Origin of the sequence: Methanolobus sp. (genome assembly GCF_016278385.1) — an archaeon.
GTDB lineage: Archaea > Halobacteriota > Methanosarcinia > Methanosarcinales > Methanosarcinaceae > Methanolobus.
In genome coordinates, this window is sequence record NZ_JADQBY010000006.1 from 26,497 (window position 1) to 42,253 (window position 15,757).

14 protein-coding genes and 1 tRNA gene are annotated in these 15,757 nt (G+C 43.2%); 4 read left to right on the top strand and 11 right to left on the bottom strand.

Annotated features, from left to right (window positions below):
• Positions 1–11: 11 nt before the first annotated feature.
• The 11 genes from rpoB to coaBC all read right to left on the bottom strand — a co-directional run bounded on the left by rpoB (position 12) and on the right by coaBC (position 11,416).
• Positions 12–1,826 (bottom strand): DNA-directed RNA polymerase subunit B, encoded by a 1,815-nt coding sequence (rpoB, locus tag QZZ23_RS02990; RefSeq protein ID WP_292466717.1) that lies wholly within the window; start codon positions 1,824–1,826, stop codon positions 12–14.
• Positions 1,819–3,447: a DNA-directed RNA polymerase subunit B'' gene (locus QZZ23_RS02995; protein WP_292466877.1), complete on the bottom strand. Its 1,629-nt coding sequence runs from the start codon at positions 3,445–3,447 to the stop codon at positions 1,819–1,821. The genes rpoB and QZZ23_RS02995 overlap by 8 nt, the downstream gene beginning before the upstream one ends.
• A gap of 107 nt (positions 3,448–3,554) precedes the next feature.
• Positions 3,555–3,791 carry a DNA-directed RNA polymerase subunit H gene (locus tag QZZ23_RS03000; RefSeq protein ID WP_292466718.1) on the bottom strand — a complete coding sequence of 79 codons (237 nt, stop codon included), beginning with the start codon at positions 3,789–3,791 and terminating at the stop codon, positions 3,555–3,557.
• 50 nt (positions 3,792–3,841) lie between these two features.
• Positions 3,842–3,918 (bottom strand) — tRNA-Lys (locus QZZ23_RS03005).
• Positions 3,919–4,243: 325 nt separating this feature from the next.
• Entirely contained in the window at positions 4,244–5,479 is a 1,236-nt protein-coding gene (locus QZZ23_RS03010; RefSeq protein WP_292466719.1) for an adenosylhomocysteinase, read from the bottom strand.
• 58 nt (positions 5,480–5,537) lie between these two features.
• On the bottom strand, positions 5,538–6,836 hold the full coding sequence (locus QZZ23_RS03015) for an amidohydrolase family protein (protein ID WP_292466720.1): 1,299 nt from the start codon (positions 6,834–6,836) through the stop codon (positions 5,538–5,540).
• Entirely contained in the window at positions 6,836–7,477 is a 642-nt protein-coding gene (locus QZZ23_RS03020; RefSeq protein ID WP_292466721.1) for an HD domain-containing protein, read from the bottom strand. Before QZZ23_RS03020 ends, QZZ23_RS03015 begins: the two co-directional genes overlap by 1 nt.
• Positions 7,468–8,238 carry a 4-phosphopantoate--beta-alanine ligase gene (locus tag QZZ23_RS03025; protein WP_292466722.1) on the bottom strand — a complete coding sequence of 257 codons (771 nt, stop codon included), beginning with the start codon at positions 8,236–8,238 and terminating at the stop codon, positions 7,468–7,470. Before QZZ23_RS03025 ends, QZZ23_RS03020 begins: the two co-directional genes overlap by 10 nt.
• Positions 8,239–8,260: 22 nt before the next feature.
• Complete coding sequence (locus QZZ23_RS03030) at positions 8,261–9,202, bottom strand: prohibitin family protein (RefSeq protein ID WP_292466723.1); 942 nt, start codon at positions 9,200–9,202, stop codon at positions 8,261–8,263.
• A gap of 75 nt (positions 9,203–9,277) precedes the next feature.
• Positions 9,278–10,075: a pantoate kinase gene (locus QZZ23_RS03035; protein WP_292466724.1), complete on the bottom strand. Its 798-nt coding sequence runs from the start codon at positions 10,073–10,075 to the stop codon at positions 9,278–9,280.
• 96 nt (positions 10,076–10,171) lie between these two features.
• On the bottom strand, positions 10,172–11,416 hold the full coding sequence (gene coaBC / locus QZZ23_RS03040) for a bifunctional phosphopantothenoylcysteine decarboxylase/phosphopantothenate--cysteine ligase CoaBC (RefSeq protein WP_292466725.1): 1,245 nt from the start codon (positions 11,414–11,416) through the stop codon (positions 10,172–10,174).
• A 147-nt stretch (positions 11,417–11,563) separates the two neighbouring features.
• On the opposite strand from coaBC, the gene QZZ23_RS03045 reads away from it, so the two are divergent.
• From QZZ23_RS03045 to QZZ23_RS03060, 4 genes are all read left to right on the top strand, one after another.
• On the top strand, positions 11,564–12,097 hold the full coding sequence (locus tag QZZ23_RS03045) for an N-acetyltransferase (RefSeq protein ID WP_292466726.1): 534 nt from the start codon (positions 11,564–11,566) through the stop codon (positions 12,095–12,097).
• Between the two features lie 163 nt (positions 12,098–12,260).
• Positions 12,261–13,052 carry a tetratricopeptide repeat protein gene (locus tag QZZ23_RS03050; RefSeq protein ID WP_292466727.1) on the top strand — a complete coding sequence of 264 codons (792 nt, stop codon included), beginning with the start codon at positions 12,261–12,263 and terminating at the stop codon, positions 13,050–13,052.
• Positions 13,053–13,198: 146 nt separating this feature from the next.
• The gene (locus tag QZZ23_RS03055; RefSeq protein WP_292466728.1) at positions 13,199–14,200 is read left to right on the top strand and encodes a hypothetical protein; all 1,002 of its coding nucleotides are present in this window, start codon (positions 13,199–13,201) and stop codon (positions 14,198–14,200) included.
• Between the two features lie 54 nt (positions 14,201–14,254).
• Positions 14,255–15,316, top strand: coding sequence for an endo alpha-1,4 polygalactosaminidase (locus tag QZZ23_RS03060; protein WP_292466729.1), 1,062 nt, complete (start codon positions 14,255–14,257; stop codon positions 15,314–15,316).
• Positions 15,317–15,757: the final 441 nt, after the last annotated feature.

A 15,757-nucleotide genomic window follows, 5' to 3' on the forward strand; every position in this document is an offset into this window, starting at 1 on the left:
AAAATCACCCATTATACCGCATCCTCAAGTTGTAGTCTTGGAGCAACACCAAGAGATTTGATTTCGTCTAGCAGCAGTTTGAATGCGTAGCTCATGTCCACAGGGTGTATATCTGTCTCAGCACCACAGTTTGCGCAGTACCTTACATTTCTCTTCCTGTCAAACGTTGCTATCATTCCGCAATGTCCGCAGACAAGCTCTGTTACTTTATCAGATTCATCGAGCAGTCTTTCCTTAAGGGTCATGGCAGCTCCGTGTCCGATAAGCACATCACGCTCCATTTCTCCGAAACGCAGACCTCCTTCACGGGCACGGCCTTCAGTTGGCTGTCTTGTAAGCACCTGTACTGGTCCTCGTGACCTGGCGTGCATCTTTGATGCTACCATGTGGTGCAGTTTCTGGTAAAGGATAACACCTACGAACACATCAGCTTGAATCTTCTTACCGGTTACACCGTCAAAGAAAACTTCCTTTCCAGTATGTGCAAATCCGTGTTGTTTCAGACCTGCACGGAGGTCGTCCTCATTCTCTCCTGAGAATGCGGTTGCATTGACTCTTCTTCCTTCCATGGAACCGACTTTACCACCTATCATCTCAAGCACGTGACCTACAGTCATACGTGAGGGGATTGCGTGCGGGTTAATGACAAGGTCCGGTACCATTCCTTTCTCTGTGAAAGGCATATCTGCGAAAGGTACAATAAGGCCGATAACTCCTTTCTGTCCGTGTCTTGATGCGAATTTGTCACCAATCTCGGGGATTCTCTGGTCTCTTATCTTTACCTTTGCAAGACGTGTTCCATTAATGGATTCTGTAAGAATGACTGTGTCAACGACTCCCATCTCATTGGAACGCATGGTGATTGCACTTTCTCTGCGCTGCTCAATGGTGATTCCAAAATCAGATTGTTCTTCAAGGAAACGCGGTGGACTGGTCTTTCCAATAAGTACATCATTTGGACCTACGATAGTCTCAGGATTAACAAGACCATCAATATCCAGATTTGCATAGGATTCAGGGCTACGTGCACCTCTGAACTCGGAGTCCGGTATTTCGAACTTGTCTTCCTGTCCGCCAGGGTAACGTCTTTCTTCACCCTCAAATGTTCTGAGGAAATGACTTCTTCCAAGTCCTCTTTCGATGGAACCCTTGTTGAATACCAGTGCATCTTCAATATTGTGTCCTTCATATGACATGACAGCTACAACGAAATTCTGTCCTGCCGGTCTGTCGTCGAAGTGGATGGATTCACATGTCTGTGTTCTGACCATCGCTTTCTGTGGGTAATGTAAAAGATGTGCACGTGTGTCTGGCCTGAGTTTGGTATTGGATGTTGATACTCCGATACACTGCTTGACCATTGCCGCACCCATTGTGTTACGCGGGGAAGCATTGTGTTCAGGATATGGTACCATTCCGGTACAGATGCCTAACATGAGTCCAGGGTTGATCTCCATATGGGTGTGCTTGTCAGTAATGTGACTCCTGTAAAGGGCTATGAATGTATTTTCTTCTTCTTCTGAATCAATATACTCAACCTTTCCAGCTTTTATAAGGTCGGAATAGGACATCTTACCTTCTGCAAGTAATTCCGCCTCTTCCTCTGTCATGAGAGCTTCACCATTTTTCACAACGATGAGTGGCCTTCTTGCACGGCCCATGTCAGTGCTGATAAGTACTTCGTGTATGTCTTCGTAATATGTAACATTGACTTGCTCTGAGATCATTCCTGCCCTGCGCTGTTCCCTGACATTCTCTACCAGTTCTGCAGGATCTGTATGAGTTCCTACGAGTTCTCCGTTGAGGAAAACTTTAGCTTCATTCATCGAGAAGTCCTCCCATGTCATCTAATGAATCTGAATAATTCGTATACCCAATGGGTTCCGCTTTCTGTTCTTCTGCATCTACTAATGGTTTCACTTCCAGTTCTTCCAGGAAGTCATCAAGTTCTTCATCATATTCGGGAAGTACTTTGAGAGTAGAGTTAAGGACTGTCTTTACAACACCAAGGTCGTAGAGGACACTCTTTATTTTCTTATCTTCATTGGTACCGGTTGAAAGCTCTACCATTTGTGCAAAGTTCTTCACAAGACCACAGTTAGGTCCTTCCGGGGTTTCTGATGGACAAAGTCTGCCCCATTGTGTTGGGTGAAGGTCACGGGCCTCAAAGTGTGGCTGTGCTCTTGATAGTGGGGAAATTACACGTCGCAGGTGAGAAAGTGTTGATATGTAATCTGTCCTGTCCAGTAGTTGTGATACGCCGGTTCTGCCGCCAACCCAGTTACCTGTTGCAAGTGGATGCTGCAGTCTGTCTGTGAGTACATCTGCTCTTACAAGGGTTATCACATTTAGCTCGCGGTTTCTCATGTTAGCCCTTTCAAGCTGGTATTTGACGTCTCTTGAGAGCCGGTTGAATGCAACTCTGAAAAGGTCTTCCATAAGGTCACCAGTAAGTTTGAGTCTTTTGTTGGCGTAGTGGTCCTTATCATCCGGATTACGCCTTGCAAGTGCTAGCTCAAAGCAGGATTCTGCCATTCTTCCAAGGAAGCTTGCCTTTGAAGCCCGGTCAGTCGGCTCATTTCCAAGGTGTGGTAAAAGGTACCTGTCAATTACATAATTAGCACGTTTTATCTGGTAGTCTCTGGCCTGTCCTGAGGCAACCCTTGAACCAATCTTCTCCATTGCGTCTTCTATGTTGTCAACCTCTGCTTCTTCAAGGTTCTCAAACATGAACTTCATGATCTCAGGGTCTGTGGATACAGCTTTTACGAGCTCTTCGTCAGTCTCCACACCAAGTGCTCTCATAAGTGTTATGAAGTTGATACGTCCTGAAATGGAAGGGAATGATACTTCCAGGAGTGATTTTCTGCCTCTCTCTACAACAACAAGTGCTCTGTATCCTCTTCTCTGTGAGAATACTTTTGACACTTCGATGGTGTCGCCGTATCTTTCGCCGAATTCCGTGAGTATCTTGTTCGGAGCGAGGTCTTCCAGGGTCATGACCACACGCTCGGTTCCGTTGACGATGAAATATCCTCCCGGGTCAAGTGGATCTTCTCCGAATTTGACCATTTCTTCCTCACTGAGCTCAACAAGGTTACAGATGTTGGATTTGATCATTACTGGAAGCTGGCCTATCTTTGCCTCTTGAGGTTCCTTTTCCTCGTCATTCTCCACAACGCTCATTTGCAGGTAAAGTGGCGCTGAGTATGATAGGTTCCTGAGCCTTGCTTCATTCGGGTAAAGATTCTCTATGGCTCCATCTGCTTCTTTTACCACCGGATTCTCTACGCGTATCGTACCAAGCTTAATGTATGTGTCTTCAAGATCAGTCTCAATGATCTTCTGTTCATCGATGATCTTTTGAAGACCGCTCTCCAAAAACTTATTATATGAGTCGATGTGATGCTGTACGATCTTATCTTTCGTGAAATACGAACGTGGGATCTGTCCCTTAGTTAACGCTATGATAGCACCTTCTTTATATGGTTTGTATTAATTGTAAAAAAGCCATGTCAAATGGTCTCTATTTGTGAATTTGTAAATCGCTTCACTTAAGCGATTACAAGTCGGTAGTAAAATGCTTCGCCGGCAGTCTGGCTGATACGGGTGATCCTGACTACTTCTCCAACCTGTGCCCCTATTTCCTGTATGACCGGATCAACAACCTTTACCTTTGGCAGTTGCTCCTTCTCAATTGCATATTCTTTTAAAACAGACTTAAGTTCATCTTCCGACATAATCTCATGTTTCGGAATTAACTGGTGGTCGAGCAGGCTAAATTTTCTCAATATATTACTCCTCCCTCAAAAATGTGAACGTGAACACTCTTGCAAAATAATGGCGGGCTCGTAGGGATTTGAACCCTAGGCCGTCTGGTTAAAAGCCAGACGCTCTGCCTGACTGAGCTACGAGCCCAATATGTTGGGTGGATTTGCTGAGGCTGCTTCACGTTCATCGACTTCGGTGTAGCGGTGGATAAAAGCACTTATGGTATATAAAGGTTCCGTGCTTCTTCACTGTGTTCGAACTGCCACATTTTATAATGACCTTCTAATACTTATATGTTTTTTATGAATGTACTTTAAAATCAATCCAAAGCAGCATCTTTATATCATATTATTTTCACTTTTTACAAAGTAGGTGTAGTTTTACTCAAACCTCAGCTACAATCTTCCTGTAAAACAGCGATTTTTAGTGGTGTAGCGACTTAACTTATCGCTTTTTAAAAAATAGAGGGACTTTATGTCCCACATTCCCAGCCATCCATATATGCTGTCTGTTCATCTGACAGTTTATCGATGTTTATACCCATGGACTTGAGTTTCATTTCTGCAACTCCTATGTCCAGTGCAAGGGGTACTGGATGTACTCCGTTTGCCAGCTTGTTCTCTGCGATATATCTTACACACAGTGCTTGGTTTGCAAAGCTCATATCCATCACTTCTGCAGGATGTCCGTCACCTGCTGCAAGGTTCACAAGCCTTCCGTCTGCAAGTACATAGACACGCCTGTCTTTGAGGGTGTATTCCTTTATGTTGTTCCTGACGGTCTTTACAGAGCTTGCCATGGATCTAAGGTCTTCAAGGTTGATCTCTACGTTGAAGTGACCTGCGTTTGCAAGTATGGCACCGTCCTTGATAACCTCAAAGTCTTCCCTGTTCAATATATCTCTGTTACCTGTGGTTGTAAGGAATATGTCACCTATCTTTGCAGCCTCTTTCATTGGCATGACCTGATTTCCATCCATGCGTGCTTCAAGTGCCCTTATTGGGTCTATCTCGGTAACAATGACGTTTGCACCAAGTCCGCTTGCGCGCATTGCAGCACCCTTACCACACCAGCCATATCCGCCAATGACAACGTTCTTGCCTGCAACAAGAAGGTTCGTTGTTCTCATGATGCCGTCCCATGCTGACTGTCCGGTACCATAGCGGTTGTCGAAAAGGAACTTCGTCATTGCATCATTTACCGCAATGACGGGCATTTTCAGTGCACCATCACGTTCCATAGCTTTGAGTCTGTGAATACCTGTTGTTGTTTCTTCACAGCCACCGAGGATCATTGGTAAAAGGTCAGTACGCTCTGTGTGAAGCTTGAAAATGAGGTCTGCACCATCATCTATGGTAATGTCAGGTTTGAAGTCAAGAACCTTGTCAATAGCTTCATAGTATTCTTCAGTGCAGCAGTCATACTTTGCAAAGCACTTGATGTTCTTCTTCTGATGAAGTGCAAGAGAAACGTCATCCTGTGTACTTAGCGGGTTGCAGCCTGCAATGGCTACCTCTGCTCCTCCAATGGCCAGGGTTTCCACCAGTGCGGCCGTCTTTGCCTCTACGTGTAGGGCCATACCAACTTTGTGACCTGCAAGTGGCTTATCTTTCTCGAACTGTTCCCTGATAATATTAAGAACAGGCATATGGTTGAGAACCCAGTCTATTTTCATATTTCCGGATTCTATCATTTCAGTATCGCTCATCTAAATTCTCCTATTTGTGTTGATAATGTATTATGTAATATGTATCTGCTAGTCTGCATCAATTGTTAATTTTTAATATAAGGTCTTTTGACCTCTGAATTGCAATGTCTATTACTTCCTGCTCGTCCATTGAGAGTATTTTTCCATCTTCCATGAGCATTTTACCATTTACGATGGTCGTCTTCACATCCTTACCGCTGGCAGCGTAAACCAGGTGTGATGCAACGTCATAGACAGGGGTCAGATGTGCCTTATTCATATCAACTATAATCATATCAGCGTTGTACCCTTCCTTCAGCATTCCGCTGTTGATGCCAAGTGCCTTTGCACCGTTAATGGTTGCCATCTCAAGAACCTTACGTGCAGGCAGTACTGTAGGGTCCATTGTACTGACCTTTTGCAAAAGAGCCGCGGTTCTCATTTCCTCGAACATGTCAAGGTTGTTGTTGGAAGCGCAGCCGTCTGTTCCAAGACATACATTAGCTCCGGCATCCAGAAGTTTGGCTACAGGACAAATGCCCGATGCAAGTTTCATATTGCTGATAGGGTTGTGGGAAATGTTGACTCCGTATTCTGCAAGTATCTTTATGTCACCGTCAGAGAGCCAGACACAATGGGCTGCAAGTACATCAGGTCCCCAGAAATTGATGCCTTTGAGAAAATGTATTGAACACATGCCAAAGTTCTCTTTCATATAATTGAGCTCAGCTTCGGTTTCAAGTACGTGGATGTGCAGTTTCACGCTATCTTTTACCGCCTGTTCCTTCACTCTTATGAGGAAATCCCTGGAACATGTATTGGGTGCGTGTGGCCCATACATTGTGTCTATCCTGCCATCAGCCTTACCATTCCATTCTTTGACAAATGCACTGCCTACTTCCATTTCCTTATCTGCTTTCTCTTTATCACCGAAATCGATCATTCCGTAGGAAAGTGCAGCACGGATGCCCGCTTCATCCACAGCCTGTGCAACCCTGTTCTCATGGATATACATATCTGCAAAGGCAATGGTGCCCGAGCGTATCATTTCAAGGCATGCAAGTCTTGTACCGGCATAGATGTCCTCATCTGTAAGTTGTGCTTCAGCAGGCCATATGTGATTCTCAAGCCAGTCCTCTAACAGCATATCATCTGCATAGCCTCTGAAAATTGTCATACCTGCATGACAGTGTGTGTTGATAAGTCCTGGCATAAGGACTGAGCCTTTAGCGTCGATGATTTTCTCTGCGTTGCACTGCGTGGATGTGCCTATCTCTTTTATTGTGCCATTTTCTATTACAACGACTCCGTTCTCTATGTCACCAACGGCGGGGTCCATTGTGAGGATATAGGCATTCTTGATTATAATATCAGCCATTATATGTCTCCTGATGTTTCTTCTTTTAATTCTTCCAGATACATCCGCATAATTGCAATCCTTCGCTCTGCAATTTCCTTTGCGGTTTCTGTGTTCAGCCTTTCCTGTATTTTGAAAGGCTTCCTCTCCATATAATCATAAAAACCATCGAATGGGTCATCCGTATAAGCGTTCATGGACGTTTCCTTCACTGTCCCGATGGTCTGTTTCAGTGTCCTTAATGCTCCCATGGATACCAGGGAACGAAAGATTCCTACGGCTCCCAGTGCATCTATCCTGTCCGCATCCTGAAGTATCCGGGCTTCGATTGTTTCTGCCTGCATTCCACGGCTAAAACGATGTGTAAGGATACATGAGGCTACATGGTCGACAAGCTCTGTCTCAGCTCCGTTCTCATTAAGGAAATCACGTGCAAGCTCTGCACTGTACTGCGCATGATTTCCACCTTCTGCATGTTCTCTTACAATACCCACATCATGCAGGAGAGCTGCAAGGCGCAATACACGGAGATTGCCACCTTCTTTCTCATGTATCTTCATACAGGTGTTTTCAACCCTTTCAATGTGTGACATATCGTGTGTACTGGGTTCACCTTCCAGTACCTTTGCAACGAACTGCCTCGTGGTCTCTATCAGATCCATGTAATGCCTCTCTCTTCAGCTTTGTTCTTCAGATGTTCCTGCATGGAGTACAGTGCATCCGATATAACCCTGTCATTATCATATGCATCAATTATGGCTTGAAGCGAATCCCTGCTGCTGCCTTTCATATCCTTTGTGAACTGAACCATATTGTTGAGTGCTCTGGTAACGTTGTCCACAATGGTGACAGTGGCTGTAAGTGATGTCCTTGAAAGTGGGTTAAGGTCGATCGTAATAACGGTCTTTCCCATTTCCACAAGCTTCTGGCAACGGTCTCCGTCTTCAAGTGGTACCAGTACAACATCCGCACTGAAAATGCCATCCTCATCAACAATGGCCCTGTCGTGTGAAAGGTCAAGCCTCTTGTCCCCTTTAACACCAAGAATGACACCAGCACCATGTGCCTTCAGGTGCTCTGTTATCTTATGAACTCTGGCATCGCTTCTGTGAAATAGATTCACTTCCAGTTTTGCACCGGTGACATCAGCAAGAGATACCATCAGGTCAGGTACAAGGGCTGCAGTGTTTCCATTTACTGATATTATTGGACTATCTGCCAGAAGTATGTAGGCAACCGCAGCCCTTTCGGCAATGGCTGCAGATTCGATGGTCTTCTCCCCGAGTATATAGTCAAAGGCTTCGCCACGTCCCTGTGCAACCAGTCCTTGCTTGCTGGTGATGCCAATATTTACTCCTTCAACTATCTTTTCCCTCGTGATAAGGGATTCATATCTGGGGTGATCCTTCGGAATTCCTGTCATTCAGTCCTTTTTCTCCTTGTGTTCATTTGCTGGCATCAAGTATTATTCCCTGGTCCGTGGGTACCAGCATTGTCTGTATATCCTGTCCCTGCAACATCTGTATGTACTTGTAGTTGATGAGGTTAGGATTCTTTGCCAGCTGTTCGTTGATGATTCTGAGTGCTTCAGCTTCACCGTATGCTTCTGCTATGGTTGCATTTGCAACACCATTAGCTTCGATGATTTTCCTTTCAGCTTCAAGCTGTTCTTTTTGCTTTACGAATATCATTCTCTGAGCATCTTGGTCTGCCTGGAGCTTTGCCTCGATGGCCTCAGCAACTTTTGTTGGCAATACAACGTTTCTGACCAGCACTTCTTCAACAATGATCCCGTCGCTTCCCAAAGCTTCATCGATATTGGTCAGCATTTCTCCAGCTACCAGTTCTCTTTCTTCACCATATACCTGTAAAGCAGTTTTGGTGGATACGACCTCACGTATGGATGATCTTATTGTAGGACGAATTATCTTTTCGGCGTAGTTAGTTCCCAGATTCTGGTGTACGTTGCTGACCTCATCTGATATCAGTCTGTACCTGACAGTGATATCCAGTCCCAGTGTAAGTCCTTCTACAGTAAGGGCTTTGATCTGGTCATCTCCTACTACCTGACCTTCGCCCGTCACTCCGCTCATGGTGTATGTTTCACTTCTGACCGAGTATTTTGTCACACTGACCCATGGTGGGACTATGTGTAGTCCTTCGCCAAGTTCATCTTCTTCCACACCACCGAACTGGTTGAATTTTACTCCTACTTCACCTGCCCCAACTGATACGAAAATTGAACCGAACATAACTGAAAAGATTATCAATAATACAAAAACCACTGCAATTGAGCGGAATATCTTACCCGCGATAGGTGGTATATCTTTAATTGGGAAATCAGGTGTCCTTCTAGGTTCCGGATCCCATTCACCTTCAGCAACCATTCTTTTACCTCTCCGATACTTAATTAAAACCTTTTTTATTTCATCTATAAATGGAACTGTTAAATATGTTTTCACTCAGGTTATTTTGATACTACCTGTCCTTATCCTGAATTTCAATACGGTACCAAACTCCGAGAATAAATTATCAAGTTCATTGCTTTGTGATGGGGATGGCATTGAAAATACCGCATTTCCAAGCATTGCCTGGGATGCTGTAACACCTATGCTTTCAGCAGTTTCTATTGCCTCCATTACTCTGTCACTTGCAAGCCCGCTCCTAATTGTGAACTCCTTTGAGCAGATCATGAAATTTTCCACCGAAGGCTTTTTCATGAGTTTTGACATGGCTTCCTTTCCCGCATAATTTATGTCTTTCACCATCTTGGGATTGCTCAAGATTGATTTTGTAGACAGTTCACCAAGAACTACGCAATAAACCTCGTTCTCTTTTGAGGGGATCTGGTCAACCGAAGCTATGGATGGCGCTCCCGGTGTCTTTCGGATAAGGATACCTCCGTGTGCCTGTCCGGTGACATCTCCAAGTCCACTGCCGTTGCTGACCTCTGCCACATGTGCGATATCATTGAGCTGGCTTGCTGTATGACCAAGTGATAACGCATGGTTTAGTGCATAAGCCGTTCCAAGCGCTCCGGCTCCTGATGCTCCGAATCCACATCCAATGGGTATATCTGATACACTTTCAACCTTTAGAGGAAGTTCAGTTATGGATTCAACAACAGACCTGCTTGTTTCTCCTGCAATTTTCTCTCCGTTAAGGTATATCTCGGTACTTTCGATATCCTCTGTAATTGTCACAGTGGTGTCAACTCCTCTGTCAAGTACCAATCCGCAACCTGTAGAACCTTTTTTCATTGGCTCATGATGGTCATGTATCTGAAAAAAGCCTGTAATATGAGCCGGTGCAAAAGCACTTGCTGTAAAGGTATTTGTACATGATCTACATGGCATCTATTCTTCGTCCTTTGCTGTTAGCAGTCCTGTTATCTCATCCATAAGGACATTTGCAATAAGACTTTTGGAACCTTCGATTTTGAGATTCTCTTTGTCAGTGGAGTATAATATAGTAATATTATTGTTGTCTGTTCCAATGCCCCCTTTGCTGACATCGTTGGCCACTATCATGTCAATCCCTGAGTTTTCAAGGGTATGCTTTGCCCTTTTGAGTAGCTCTTCCGTATCCACTCCGGCTTCTGCCTTGAAACCTATTATCTTCACTTGTGGATATGCCTGCCTGGCTTCTTTTATGAGTTTGCGTGTGGATCTGAATAAAAGTTCAAGTCCTTCTCCGGATTTGATCTTCTGCTCGCTGGCATCTACTGTATAATCTGCAATGGCTGCAGAACTTATGAGTGCATCGTAGCCCTTTCCAAGTTCATCAAGCACAGCATCTGTCATCTGGGTTGCAGTTTCGGCATGTATCTCATTGATGCCAAAAACCCCAAGTTTGTTCCTGTGGACTATTGTGACATCAGCGCCCCTGCGGTAGGCTTCAAGTGCCAGTTCATTCCCTGTTTTCCCGGATGCTCTGTTTGTAAGGATACGTATTGGGTCGATGGGTTCTGCCGTGGAGCCACTTGTAATGAGTATCTTCTTTCCGCAGAGTGTCTTTATCCCGATCTTCCTCTCAACCTCAAGTACGATCTCATCATTTGTAGCTATCTTTGCTATGCCTTCTTCGATCCTGGGTCCGATAAAGCTGATTCCCCATCCTTTTATCTTCTCTATGTTCTCCAGAACGGCCGGATGATTGTACATATCCTCATGCATTGCAGGTACTATCATCACAGGTTTGCCTGCCCCAATGGCTGTGGTTGCAAAGGTTGTCACAGGTGTATCGTCTATCCCTGCTGCTATCTTGCCGATGGTATTGGCCGTTGCAGGAGCCACAAGCAACAGGTCTGCCCTGCCAAGATTACCAAAGAATTCAACGTGCTCCACTTTCCCGGTTATACTTGTGATAACCTCGTTCCCAGTAGCGTAATGCAGGGCCATGGGGTTGATTATCCATCCGGCCGCCTCGCTCATGACTGCATAGACATCTGCTCCCCTGCGGATAAACTCTCTTGCCAGTTCCACTGTCCTTACAGCAGCAATGCTGCCTGTGACTGCAAGTACGATGGTCTTTCCCTGAAGCGACTGGGATGTGCCGGATTTTATCCAGAGGGTTGGGTGTTCATTTGGAATTTGAGACATATTCTATCCTTGTTTGGTTAAATAAGTGGATTTTTAGTATTTAAGTGGGGTGGATAAGTAAGTTTAACTTTTACTTTGTTTTTGTGCTACTTTACTATATTATACTTGAACTGTATTAGATAGTATATTCAATAAAGGTGTTAAATTTTGAATCATTTTCCTGTTCCCCGTCCTGCAACCCTTATAGACAAACCCAAACTCCTCATTCTCTACCGTAAGGTGGCCTCAATCTCCGGTGGTATTATCCGTGAACCTCATGAGGTTACCGAGGAGTACATTGAAAATTTCCTCACAAACAGCTTAGCAGATGGCATAATCCTCGTAATCGATGATGTTGATAGTGACCGGATAATCGGTGAGATTCACACATACAAACCTTCTCTCTGCGTGTTCTCTCATGTCCTTGAACATCTGACTGTTACCGTACATCCATCCTTCCAGAGAAAAGGAATAGGCAGGATGCTTTTCACAACCATGCTCGAAAAGGTGAGATCAGACCATCCCGAGGTTCTCAGGGTCGAGTTGATAACAAAGGAGAGCAATCATGCTGCCAGAAACCTATACATGTCCCTTGGTTTTGTGGAGGAAGGCAGGATGGAGAAGAAGATTCGGCGAAAAGACGGCGGATTTGAGGCTGATATTCCCATGGCGTGGTTTAATCCTGATTTTCGTGATTTGTGAGATGAGGATTAGGGCTTATTTCTTGTTAATTTAAAAAGCAAAGCTTTTATCTAATAAATATAATAATAAAATTATCTAATTAGTTGTTGTTTATTCAAAATAATGCTGAGCATTTCTCGCAGGAACAGGATACAACAAGAAATCAGGTTAAAGTGGTGACTTCATGAAAACAAAAACCATTCTTGTAATGATTATTCTATTACTCATTTTTAGTGCGGGATGCATTGATTCGGATTCAAAAAAAGCAAAACAGTTCTATGCAACGGCAATGGAATACTACAATAACGGGCAGTATGAGCTTGCGTTGGAGGCATGTCATCAGTCTCTTGATAGCAATCCTGAATATGCAGATGCATGGTACCTCAAAAGCATGTGTTATTACTATCTAGGCAATTATGATGAAGGTATAAATTCTGTTGATCAGGCTCTGGAAATTGATCCCCAGCATGCAGATGCATGGGTTCTGAAAGGAACTTACTATGCCTTTTATGAGGACTATGATGGGGCACTTGCTGCAGCTGATAAAGCACTGGAGTCTGAGCCTGAAAATGCAGATGCCTGGTTATTGAGGGGTATGAGCTATTACGACTATGGCGATTATACTGACTCTCTTAGTTCTGTCGATAAGTCTGTGGAGTATAATCCTGAAGAAGGTACTGCGTGGATTTTGAAGGGAATGCTGCATGAATCGCTGGATCAGCCAGAAGAGGCTATTAATGCATTCGACAAGGCTATTGAATTAAACCCGTATGATGTTGAGGCTCTTACAATGAAAGGTATTGTCAGCCAGTCCACAGGGGATTATGATGAAGCTCTGAATGCTTATGAAAAGGTTTTGGAATTAGAGCCGGAATCCAGTGAAGTCTGGGAATTGGAAGGAAATGTTCTCGAAGAGTTAAACAGGACCGAAGAGGCAGAAGAGTGCTATTTTAAAGCCGGTGAGTTAATGGGTTGAAAATCCATTTATTTTTTGGCTACTTTCTTCAGGAAAAGAAATCCTTGAATGAGTTAATGAAGCTGCCGGATATTTGAAGCAAATATCAAAAAATATTTATTCTATTCTTTTCAGTCATATTTTAATAATTTTAAAAACTGAGTGTCATGACAAAAGAGTTTGATTATTACAGGATTCTGAAAGTAGACTATGCTGCTTATTTTAGTTTATGGATAATGATATTGCCATGGTTATTTTATCTTTTAATCTTTCTCCCAGGTGCAAAATTATCCGTTACTTATTGGACAATAGCAATGATGGTCATAAGTTTAATTGGATTGATTTTGCTTGTTCGAAGAATGCGTTTCCTGAAACACCTGTACGTTCAGGGTGTGGATTCCATCGGTCGCATCGACTCAACACGTGGACAAGAAAGAGGAGGTTCATTGGTTTTATTCACATATGACTATCAAGGTGAGAATTGTCTTGAAATGAACAATTTGAGGACTTCTCTATTCTATCGATATGGTTTTCTTGAGGGGGATGAAATAGCTGTAAGGTTAAATCCCAATAAGCCTCATGATGCAGTTATGAGGGATGTATTTTTTTCAATTGATGAGGACAGAACTTCATTTATTGTTCCAAAAGTTTACAAATCGATGGCTCAAAGGAAACTGATTGATAGGGATCTTCAACTTTTGCCAAGTGAAGTTGTATTTGCTGACGTATGGACATCTGGTAGGGTTGACACTGATTTTTCTCTTTCTCAATTTGCGGATGCTACTGTGGAATTTGGTCGTAATAAATATCGTGTTAATACAAAAAGAAATAGAATCTTTATTCGAAATAATTTAACTGTGAATATAAACACTGCCAAACTTTTGAATAAACATATTATCACGCTGGAATTCCGTAGATATTATAATCGATTTTATGTTGTATATTTTATCTTTTCAGCTATGATGGGATTCGTCATTACGGATTATATCTCTGGTTATGGGATTGGACACCTTACTTTGCTGTTCTTACTTTTCCCACTTGTTATATTGCAGGGTTTCTATAAGTCCGAAATAGGTATCAAAACTTTTAAGCTACCTGATTACCCCAGAGAAGTCCAGAATGCCTATTTTGAGATACTGGATGCTGTCAGGGAAAAGGAGATTGCTTGAAACAATAACATTCTTTAACAAACTTTATTACCTCCTCCTGTAAAACTACTATATATGGATTTTCTCCCCCTTCTCTTCACATTCTTCGTTACACTCATGCTCCTTACATCCGGTTGTGTGAATAATGAAAATGATGTTTCAGAAAGTAATGACAATGACAGTCCTTTAGAAATTACTGAATCTGATGCTTCTTATAACACCACTAACTTCACATCAGATGTCGACTACCGGCAGCAGATGCGTAATTTTGTCATAGGCATCAGTACTTACTCAAAACAGAAGAACCCTGATTTCATAATCATCCCACAGAACGGTCAAGAACTTTTAACCTATGGGGGTCATCCGGCCGTTCTGCTAGCGAATGATTACATTGCGGCAATAGACGGAGTTGGCAAGGAAGACCTGTTCTTTGGTTATGATGACGACAATGTTCCAACAGAGGATAAGGATACTGAAGACATGGCATATTTGCTTGATTTTGCCATGGACAATGGTGTAATGGTGCTGGTAACAGATTACTGCTGGAGTTTGTCGTATGTCGATACTTCCTATCGTAAGAATTCCGAAAGGGGTTACATCTCCTTTGCTACTGACAGCAGGGACCTTGATTCAATTCCTGACTATCCGGGTGAGCCTTTCAATGTCAATGCTAATAATATTCAATCCCTAGATACTGCTAAGAACTTCCTATACGTCATCGATCCTGCAGAATTTGACAACAAGGAAGATTTTTTACTGGCATTACAGGAAACAGATTATGATACAATTCTCATTGATCTGTTCTACAATGATACACCTTTGACAGCAGATGACATATCCTCTCTGAAAACCAAAGCTAACGGTGGCTCAAGGCTGGTAATAGCCTACATGAGCATCGGTGAAGCTGAAGACTATCGCTACTACTGGAATAACTCATGGCTCGTAGGCTCTCCTGAGTGGCTTGAAGCCGAGAATCCAGACTGGGAAGGCAACTATAAGGTACGCTACTGGAGTGAAGAGTGGCAGGCTCTCATCTATGGGGATGAAGATGCATATCTGGATAAAATAATCGATGCAGGTTTCGATGGTGTTTACCTTGACATAATCGATGCATTCGAGTATTTTGAAGAAAAATGAAAGTAGTTTTTCTACAGATCCCAATGTTGGATTAGATTATATTGGAGGGACTATTCTGGGAAATTCAGACAAGTAAAAAAGGGCATTTTATTCGGCATGATTGCAGGTGTCATTGATGTAATTCCCATGGTGGTGCAGAATCTAACGTGGGATGCCAATCTGTCTGCTTTTGCTCACTGGGTGGTTACAGGATTTCTGATATCAACCTCGAACCTTAAAATGAGTCCGATTTTGAAGGGTCTGACAATATCCATTTTACTCCTGATTCCATAGGGATGCTGGTTGGATGGACTGATCCCATGAGCCTTCTTCCGATGATCGTAATGACAGTTATTCTTGGAAGTCTGCTGGGTTACTTCATAGAAAGGTAACACCTATTTCTTAGCATCCATTATACTCTTATTGTGTCTGATGCTTCATATCAGTTTCAAATAGATATCT